The organism is Aquimarina algiphila (assembly GCF_007489275.1).
GTDB classification, from domain to species: Bacteria; Bacteroidota; Bacteroidia; order Flavobacteriales; family Flavobacteriaceae; genus Aquimarina; species Aquimarina algiphila.
This window is the reverse complement of the sequence record NZ_VLNR01000041.1, coordinates 50,492-60,120: the sequence shown is the minus strand read 5'-3', so window position 1 is coordinate 60,120 and position 9,629 is coordinate 50,492. Positions and strand designations below refer to the sequence as shown.

The window sequence follows — 9,629 nt, the reverse complement described above, 5'->3', positions numbered from 1 at the left end:
GATTTAAAAATAGAATCTTATCAAAGATCACAGCAATGACCATTATTCAATATATCAATAGGTTTGAATTCAACAGAAATATAAACAACCTAAAAATTAATATTAACTAAATGCACAACGGGTTAATTATCAATAAAAAATAGGATTTTAAATTGTGATCATCCTTTTATATCGTCAGAGTTTTATCACAATTGATCAATAAACCATTTGGTGTAGAATTAAAGATTACTAATCCTTTTACAAAGCTAATAAATCGTTAATTATGATGTTAAAAAACAAATGATCTTTTATATTTAGTTTTTCTTTTTTAAAGAATACTAAATATAAATACCCTTTACTTAATATTACCACAATACTAATCTATTTTAAAAATGTTTAAACATATACCATCATTAATTTCCTGTATTTGTGCTCTTTTTTTCCTTTGTTTTATTAGTTGTTCAAAAGAAAAGAAATCAACTAAAGAAACAATTACTATAGGTACTAAAAAGGAAGAGAAAAAGACCGGACTTCAAAATACTTCAACTGTTCCTGTTATGCTTGACAATAAAGGAATTGGTCCAATATCATCTATAACTTTTGAAGATCAAATTAATACAGAACTCTCTGACCGAGGGGCTCAGCTTTTTAAAGCAAAATGTACAGCTTGTCACAAGGCTCGTAAAAAAATGATAGGCCCTCCTATGGCAGGAATATATGAAAAACGAAGCCCAGAATGGGTAATGAATATGATCATGAATCCTGATGAGATGATAAAGAAAGATCCAGTTGCCATAGCATTATTTAAAGCCTATAATAATACAATAATGATTAATCAAAATATACCTGAAGAAGAAGCCAGAGCAATGGCAGAATGGTTTAGGACTTTAGAAGAATAAAATTACCCACTAACTGTTAATTTATGGAAAAAGAACCACAATATGATGCAATCGTCGTAGGAACAGGAATTAGTGGCGGTTGGGCCGCCAAAGAACTCTGTGAAAAAGGGCTAAAGACCTTAGTTCTGGAACGTGGTCGTATGGTAAAACATATCGAAGATTATACTACGATGAATAATGATCCCTGGGATTCAGAATTTAAAGGTAGACCATCTAGAGAAGACGTAAAACAACAAGAGAAACAACATCGCACGGGGTATGTAACCGATAAAGAACACAGCCACTTTTTTGTAAACGATCTTAAACATCCTTATAATGAAACTAAGCGTTTTGATTGGATAAGAGGATATCAAGTTGGTGGTCGATCTCTTATGTGGGGACGACAAAGTTATCGATGGAGCGACATAGATTTTGAAGCTAATAAAAAAGAAGATATTGCCGTGGATTGGCCTGTGCGATATAAAGACATCGCGCCATGGTATGATAAGGTAGAAGAATTTATTGGAGTCAGTGGTGAGAAACTAGGATTAGAACAATTACCTGATGGCCAATTTCTACCTCCAATGGAACTAAACTGCGTAGAAGATCATTTAAAATCAAATATCTCCCAAAATTACAAAGACCGATTATTAACTATTGGTAGAACAGCACACATCACAGGGACAAAGACTTTTGAAGGTCGGATGAATTGTCAATTCCGAAATCGATGTATGCGAGGTTGCCCATTTGGTGCTTATTTTAGTAGTAATTCCTCTACTCTTCCTGCGGCAGAACGAACAGGAAACATGACTTTGCGTCCAAACTCTATTGTACATCAAGTATTATATGATGATGCAACAGGAAAAGCCACTGGAGTAAAAGTAATTGATACAGAAACTAAAGAAACTATAGAGTTTACAGCAAAAATTATATTCCTATGTGCTTCTGCAATAGCATCTGCAAGTATTCTAATGCAATCAAAATCAGAACGTTTTCCTAACGGAATGGGGAATGATTCTGGAGAATTAGGCCATAATATTATGGATCACCATTTTAAAGCTGGAGCTTTTGGTGTTACTGATAATTATCAGGATAAATACTATAAAGGAAGAAGACCAAACGGAATTTATATCCCCAGGTTTAGAAATATTGGAGGTGAAACGGATCAAAAAACATTCAAACGTGGCTATGGATATCAAGGAGGAGGTAGTAGAAATGATTGGAGAGAATCAATAGCAGAATTAGGTTATGGAGCAGAACTTAAAGAGAGCGTATTAAAACCCGGGAAATGGCAAATAGGATTACAGGGATTTGGTGAATGTTTGCCATATCATGATAATAAAATGACTTTGGATTATGACAAACTGGATGAATGGGGATTACCTACAGTCACTTTTGATGCAGAATTCAAAGAAAATGAACTTGAAATGAGAAAAGATATGGTTAAACAGGCCATGGACATGCTCAAAAAAGCTGGGTTTGAAGATGTAAGACCTTGGGATGATATCGGAGGAATAGGATTAGGAATACATGAAATGGGAACTGCAAGAATGGGTAATGATCCAAAGACATCTGTCCTTAATAAACATAATCAAATTCATGCTGTGCCAAACGTGTATGTAACCGATGGATCCTTTATGACCTCAGCTAGTTGTGTAAACCCATCACTTACATATATGGCGTTTACAGCAAGGGCAGCAGAACATGCTGCAAAACAAATTCAGGAAAACGCTTAATTCTATAGATTATGAACAGAAGAGAAGCCTTAAAAAACATTGGGTTATCAGCAGGTTATATTGCTGCTACTCCTACACTGCTTAGTATATTACAAAGTTGTACCAGTGAAATAAAATTAACATGGATACCTAAATTGCTTTCTGAAGATGAAGCAAAAGTACTTGATCAAATTGTCGATCTTATTATTCCAGAAACTGATATTCCGGGAGCCAAATCATTAAATGTCCCCATGTTCATTGACAGTTATATGAATGCAGTAGCAAAAGAAAAAGATGCTCAAATATTTAAGAAAACTGCTGATTATGTAATGAAAGCGTTAGGAGTAAATGAAGATAAACCCGTAAAAAAGATCAAGATCGAAGAATATGATGCTCTTCTAACAAAATATCTTAGATCTTCTAAAGAACAACAAGAAGCATATCAAAAGGAAATGTCGCAAGTAAAAAATCCTGATGATTTAAGTAACGCTTCTAAAGAAGCAATCATCTTTAATTACTTATCTGCTGTGAGATGGTTATCGATTTGGGGGTTTAAAACTACAGAAGAAATTGGCGAGAATGTACTTGCTTATGCTCCAGTACCAGGAGAACAAATTGGGTGCGACTCACTAGAAAAATTAACCAAAGGCAAAGCCTGGTCTCTTTAATCATGAGGCTTTAAACCACAATTCATGCAACACACCATCTTAAAAGGGCTTATCGTATTTATGATCCTAAGCTCATGCAAACAAAATACTTCAGAAAATACAGAAACTCAAAAAGAAGAAGAATCCACCACTATGGAAGTTTCATCACAAGAATCCAAACCCTTTTTCAAATTATCACTAGCACAATGGTCATTACATAAAGCTATCAAATCAGGAGAAATGGATCCTAAGGATTTTGCTCAAAAAGCAAGTGAATTAGGTTTTGAGGGGATAGAATATGTTAGTCAGTTATATAAAGAAGATCTTAAAAGTGACCCAAATCCAGAAAAAGCGATGCAACAACTTTTGGAAACTTTAAAATCAAAAAGTGAGGAATTTAATATTCAAAATCTAATCATTATGGTTGATGGTGAGGGAGACCTAGCAGTTCTTGATGAAAAAGAACAAAATGAAACCGTAGAAAATCACAAGAAATGGGTAGATGCAGCACAATTTTTGGGTTGTCATTCTATTCGCGTGAATCTATTTGGCACTAATGATCCAGAAAAATGGGTAAAGGTATCTGTTCATGGTCTAGTTAAACTTTCAGAATATGCTGCATCCAAAAATGTTAATGTTATTGTAGAAAATCATGGATACCTATCTTCTAACGCAGCTATGTTAGCAGAAGTAATGCAAAAAGTTAATAAACCCAATTGTGGTACATTACCTGATTTTGGTAATTTTTGTTTAGAGCGTAAAGACGGTGAACGTTGGAGTACGAGTTGTATTAAAGAATATCCTAAATATCAGGGTGTAGAAGAAATGATGCCTCATGCTAAAGCAGTAAGTGCAAAATCTTATGATTTTGATAGTGAAGGTAATGAAACTACAATCGATTATAGAAAAATGCTGGAGATTATAAAAAAAGCTGAATATACTGGTTTTATAGGAGTTGAATATGAAGGAGAACGTCTTGGTGAAATTGAAGGTATTACTGCGACTCGTGATTTATTAATCAATGCGTCCAAAAACCTTAACTAAGATATGAGTACAATTAATAAAACGCAGCTTTTTACGGCGAGTTGCATTGCTCTTGTAGTTACGGCAATGACTTTCGCAATTCGCGCAGGTATTTTGGCACAATTAGGAACAGAATTTCGTTTATCTGATACACAATTGGGATTTGTAAATAGTATGGCTTTTTGGGGGTTTCCTATTGCAACTATTTTTGGAGGTTTGGTGTACAATAGTTTAGGTCCAAGAAAATTAATGATAATTGCTTTTATCTCACACCTTGCAGGATTACTACTTACAATTTTTGCAAGTGGATTTTGGGGGCTATTGATTTCTACACTATTTATAGGTTTTGCAAATGGATCTGTTGAAGCTGCATGTAATCCCTTAATTGCAGACATGTATACCAAAAACAGAACTACAATGCTCAATAAATTTCATGTTTGGTTTCCAGGAGGTATTGTTATTGGTGCTTTAGCCTCAAAATTTATGACCGATATCAATTTAGGATGGCAATTACAAATTGCATTAATGCTAATTCCTACTTTACTATATGGAGTTATGTTTTTCAAATTGACTTTTCCTAAAAATGAAAATATTGTATCCGATACTTCAGTGAATATTAAAAACTTATTTACCCCTTTATTCGTTTTCATTGCTATATGTATGACACTTACAGCAACTACAGAATTGGGAACCCAGCAATGGGTAGAACGTATTTTGGGGAGTTCTGGTGCCAGTCCTATGCTTATTTTAGCGATGGTAACTGGATTAATGGCCGTAGGACGTTATTTTGCTGGTCCTGTAATTCATAAACTTAATCCCACCGGAGTTCTTTGGTTTTCATCTATAATAGCCACTATTGCTATTTACCTAATGTCAAATGCTACAGGATCAATGGTTTATATTTCTGCTATTTTATTCGCCATTGGAGTTATGTATTTCTGGCCAACGATGATAGGATTTGTTAGTGAATATATTCCTAAATCTGGAGCTTTAGGCATGTCAATAGTAGGTGGAGCAGGAATGTTTGCCACCGGAATATGGCAACCAGTTATAGGTTCCTGGTTAGATACTGAAAGGGCAAAAGCACTTTCTTCTGGAATGTCGCCAGAATCAGCTGAACTTGCGGCAGGACAAGCGACTTTAGGCAATATAGTATTCTTTCCATTATTGTTAATACTATTATTTGCTATACTTTTTTTCACTCGTAAAAAATTAGAATTAAGAAGAGTACCTCAATTAGATCATGAAAAATAAACCAATTAAGCTATAAAATGAGACATTTAGTTCGTTTCTTTTAATACCATATTTTGTATTTTTCGTATTCAAAATCATGTAATATTAGAGTGAATATCTTATTACATAAAAAATCGGAAAATTATTTATTACACCAACAATAACGTAAATGAATAAAAAATTAAAAATGGGAATGGTCGGCGGAGGAATCGGTTCCTTTATCGGTGATGTCCATAGAAAAGCTGCAGGTATCGACGGAATGATATCATTAGTTTGTGGAGCTTTTTCTAGTAGTGAAGAAAAAAGTATAACTTCTGCAGAAGCTATCGGAATATCAAAAAATAGAGCTTATGGTAGTTTTGAGAAAATGATCAAAGAAGAAGCTAAACTACCAGAAGATGAACGCATGGATTTTGTAGCGATCGTTACTCCCAATCACATGCATTTTCCTCCTGCAAAAATGGCTCTTGAGCACGGTTTTCATGTAATTTGTGATAAACCTATGACCTTAACCCTGGAGGAAGCTGTTGAACTTGAAAAAATCATAGCTGCATCTGGAAAAGTTTTTGCGTTAACTCATAACTATACAGGGTATCCTATGGTTAAACAAGCCAAAGCTATGATTGCTAAAGGTGATTTGGGAACTATTCGTAAAATCAATGTACAATATTTGCAAGGATGGCTCTCTACTGCCCTAGAAAAAACAGATCATAAACAAGCAGCCTGGCGTGTCGACCCTAAGCGATCTGGTATTGGTGGAGCTCTTGGAGATATTGGAACTCATGCAGAAAATCTGGTTGAATACATCACCGGAACACAAATTACAGAACTTGCCGCGGATCTTTCTGCTTTTGGAGAAGGTAGAACCCTTGATGATGATGGCAATGTCCTTTTACGATTTGCAAACGGAGCAAAAGGAATAATGACATTCTCTCAGATTGCTACTGGGGAAGAAAATAATCTCGGAGTAAAAATTTATGGTACCAAAGGTAGTATCGAATGGTATCAGGAAAACCCAAATGAATTGGTAGTACGTTGGTTAGATCAACCTAAACAAGTATTCACTCCAGGAGGTAACGGTGGATATCCCGAATCTTCTGATTATGTACGTATTCCTGCAGGACACCCTGAAGGATACCTTGAAGGCTTCGCTACCATATATAGAAGTTTTGCCAAAGAACTCTTATTAACCAAAGAAAAACAACCCTCTGCACAACATGATTTCCCTACTGCCAAAGATGGTGTACGAGGAATGAAGTTTGTTTATGCTGCTGTTGAGAGTAGTCAAAATAATGCACGTTGGATAAAAATGTAACAACATGAAAACAATCAAAGGTCCTGCTGTATTTCTAGCGCAATTTATGGACGATAAAGCTCCTTTTAATTCTTTAGATGGATTATGCAAATGGGCATCAGATTTAGGCTATAAGGGGATTCAGATTCCTACATGGGAAACACGACTTATCGATCTAGACAAAGCCGCTGAAAGTCAAACTTATTGTGATGAGTTAAAAGGACAAATTGCCAATTACGGATTAGAAATAACCGAACTTTCTACCCATTTACAGGGACAATTGGTAGCTGTACATCCTGCTTATGATTTAATGTTTGATAATTTTGCACCTGATGATTGTAAAAACAATCCTAAGAAAAGAACTGAATGGGCAGTACAACAAGTAAAAAATGCAGCTACCGCCAGTCGAAGGCTGGGTATAAATGCTCACGCTACATTTTCGGGAGCTTTGCTTTGGCATACTATGCATCCATGGCCACAGAGACCTCCCGGTTTGGTCGAAATGGGGTTCGAAGAATTAACTAAACGATGGCTACCTATATTAAATCATTTTGACCAAGAGGGTGTTGATGTTTGCTATGAGATTCATCCAGGTGAAGATCTTCATGATGGAATTACTTTTGAACGTTTTCTGGAAGCTACAGGAAATCACAAACGTGTAAATATCCTTTATGATCCAAGTCATTTCGTTTTACAGCAATTAGATTATATTGAATACATAGATCACTATCATGAATTTATTAAATCATTTCACGTAAAAGATTCTGAGTTTAACCCTACCGGAAAAAAAGGAGCTTTTGGAGGATATAGTGACTGGGTTGACCGTGCTGGACGATATCGTTCTTTAGGAGATGGACAAATAGATTTTAAAACCATATTCTCCAAGCTTACACAATATGGATGTGATGTTTGGGCAGTAATGGAATGGGAATGTTGTATTAAATCTCCTGAACAGGGAGCTCGAGAGGGAGCTAAATTTATTCAAGATCATATTATAGAAGCTACTCAGAAAGCATTTGATGATTTTGCTGGAGCAGCTATCGATAAAGATCAACTAAAAAAGATATTAGGATTATAACCAACAAAAACCCACACCACAATGAAAAAATTAATCTACCTCCTTTGGGTACTTGTAATAACATTATCATGTAACAAAAAAGCAGATACCATTATTGTTGAAGATAAAGTAGAAAATGATAGCAAAAAAGAAGAAATCGTAGAAACACCAAAAAAGGAAATTACTGATCCTAAAGAAACCGAAGTTTGGGAACCTGAACCAAAAGTTATTTCTTTTAATGATAACAATATTCCGTCTGATGCTACTGTATTATTTGATGGTTCTAATCTTGAAGCCTGGATGTCTGCCAAAGATTCTACTGCAGCCGCATGGACCCTTAATACTGATAAAACAATGACCGTAAAACCAGGAACCGGAGATATCCAAACCAAGAAAAATTATGGTAGTATTCAGTTACACTTAGAATGGAGTGCTCCAGATGTTATTCAAGGTGAAGGTCAGGGACGCGGCAATAGTGGAGTATTTTTTCAAAACAAATACGAAGTGCAAATCTTAGATAGTTATCAGAACAGAACCTATGCTAATGGTCAGGCAACTGCTGTTTACAAACAGCATATTCCATTGGTAAATGCAACAAAAGCTCCTGATCAATGGCAAACTTATGATATTATTTTTCATGCTCCAGAATTTAATACAGAGGGTAAAAAAACAAAATCAGGTACATTTACTGTAATTCATAATGGTGTGTTGGTACAAGATCATGTAGAGATTCTTGGATCTACAGAATATATTGGTCCTCCAAAAAATGAAGCTCATAATAAAGGACCTATTAAATTACAGGATCATAGTAATTTGGTGCAGTATCGTAATATTTGGGTTAGAGAACTTTAGCTTTTTAAAGATCTATGATGTGAGTTTCAATACATAATAACCTCACAGATTTTTAAAACCCGTGAGGTTTGGAAGCTACGAATTTTAAATTATACTATTCTATAATGAGTTTTTTCAATTGTTTTTTTCCACCTGATTCAACTTGAACCAAATAAAAACCAGATTTTAGAGGATAAGAATTGAATTCGAAAACATATTCTGTATTTCCTGATTTCACCTCTTCAAATACTTTTCTCCTATCTAACAAATCAAAGATTTGAACTACTACAGGAGTTAGTTCTTTTGAAGAAATATTAATACTAAACTTACCATCCAGAGATGGGTTCGGATACATTGATGTTTTAAATAATTTTGATTCTTTATCACGTTGATTACTCAATATATTTTCATTTTTTTCAGTTAAAAGAGTACTCTGATTTGATCTAATGGCATTTGTAGTTTGAACAACAGTTATTGTTGCAGAACCATTATTTATTCTACTTTCATAAATTTCATTTTTTGTAAAAACCTGGTGAAACGATGGAGAACTTACATTTACTAACTTTTCACTTGATCTAGAACTTCTACAACTCCCGAAACTGCTTCTCCTTCTGGAAACAGATCTAAACTTTACTCCGACTAAACGTTTATTTTCACTATATATCTGAGAAAAAGAATATGTTCTATTTCTAAACTGACCTCCTGGCTGATTAAACAAAAAGTCTTCTGACCCATCATCGAATATGGCTTTTATCCATTTTAAACCATTATTATTAGAACCGCAAGAAGATGGCCCTGAGCCAATATATCCACTTACTATCAATTGATAATCTTGTGCAAATGTGTTACATGCGATGAATAACATCAATAATAAAAATTTTCTCATGCTTTAGGTTTTAAGAGATTTATAAAAAAATTATTTGATTTGTTCTTTGTACCGAATATTATTATTTTAAAAATGATTCTATTCTT

9 protein-coding genes and 1 pseudogene are annotated in these 9,629 nt (G+C 34.5%); 9 read left to right on the top strand and 1 reads right to left on the bottom strand.

The features are described 5' to 3' along the window. From FOF46_RS32590 to FOF46_RS18285, 9 genes and pseudogenes are all read left to right on the top strand, one after another. Positions 1-110, top strand: a pseudogene (locus FOF46_RS32590) (IS982 family transposase); the annotation flags it as partial. A 261-nt stretch (positions 111-371) separates the two neighbouring features. After that, on the top strand, positions 372-878 hold the full coding sequence (locus FOF46_RS18320) for a cytochrome c (RefSeq protein ID WP_109436595.1): 507 nt from the start codon (positions 372-374) through the stop codon (positions 876-878). A 23-nt stretch (positions 879-901) separates the two neighbouring features. Then, positions 902-2,593 carry a GMC oxidoreductase gene (locus FOF46_RS18315; protein WP_109436594.1) on the top strand — a complete coding sequence of 564 codons (1,692 nt, stop codon included), beginning with the start codon at positions 902-904 and terminating at the stop codon, positions 2,591-2,593. A gap of 11 nt (positions 2,594-2,604) precedes the next feature. Beyond that, positions 2,605-3,240 (top strand): gluconate 2-dehydrogenase subunit 3 family protein, encoded by a 636-nt coding sequence (locus tag FOF46_RS18310; RefSeq protein WP_143917462.1) that lies wholly within the window; start codon positions 2,605-2,607, stop codon positions 3,238-3,240. A 24-nt stretch (positions 3,241-3,264) separates the two neighbouring features. Further along, entirely contained in the window at positions 3,265-4,263 is a 999-nt protein-coding gene (locus FOF46_RS18305) for a sugar phosphate isomerase/epimerase family protein (RefSeq protein WP_109436592.1), read from the top strand. 3 nt (positions 4,264-4,266) lie between these two features. Next, on the top strand, positions 4,267-5,496 hold the full coding sequence (locus FOF46_RS18300) for an MFS transporter (protein WP_143917461.1): 1,230 nt from the start codon (positions 4,267-4,269) through the stop codon (positions 5,494-5,496). A gap of 148 nt (positions 5,497-5,644) precedes the next feature. Then, complete coding sequence (locus FOF46_RS18295; protein WP_143917460.1) at positions 5,645-6,790, top strand: Gfo/Idh/MocA family protein; 1,146 nt, start codon at positions 5,645-5,647, stop codon at positions 6,788-6,790. Positions 6,791-6,794: 4 nt separating this feature from the next. Then, a complete protein-coding gene (locus tag FOF46_RS18290) occupies positions 6,795-7,847 on the top strand; it encodes a sugar phosphate isomerase/epimerase family protein (protein ID WP_143917459.1) in 1,053 nt (350 codons plus the stop codon). A gap of 21 nt (positions 7,848-7,868) precedes the next feature. Next, the gene (locus FOF46_RS18285; protein ID WP_143917458.1) at positions 7,869-8,678 is read left to right on the top strand and encodes a 3-keto-disaccharide hydrolase; all 810 of its coding nucleotides are present in this window, start codon (positions 7,869-7,871) and stop codon (positions 8,676-8,678) included. 94 nt (positions 8,679-8,772) lie between these two features. On the opposite strand, the gene FOF46_RS18280 is transcribed toward FOF46_RS18285, so the two are convergent. Continuing rightward, the gene (locus tag FOF46_RS18280) at positions 8,773-9,543 is read right to left on the bottom strand and encodes a T9SS type A sorting domain-containing protein (protein ID WP_143917457.1); all 771 of its coding nucleotides are present in this window, start codon (positions 9,541-9,543) and stop codon (positions 8,773-8,775) included. Positions 9,544-9,629: the final 86 nt, after the last annotated feature.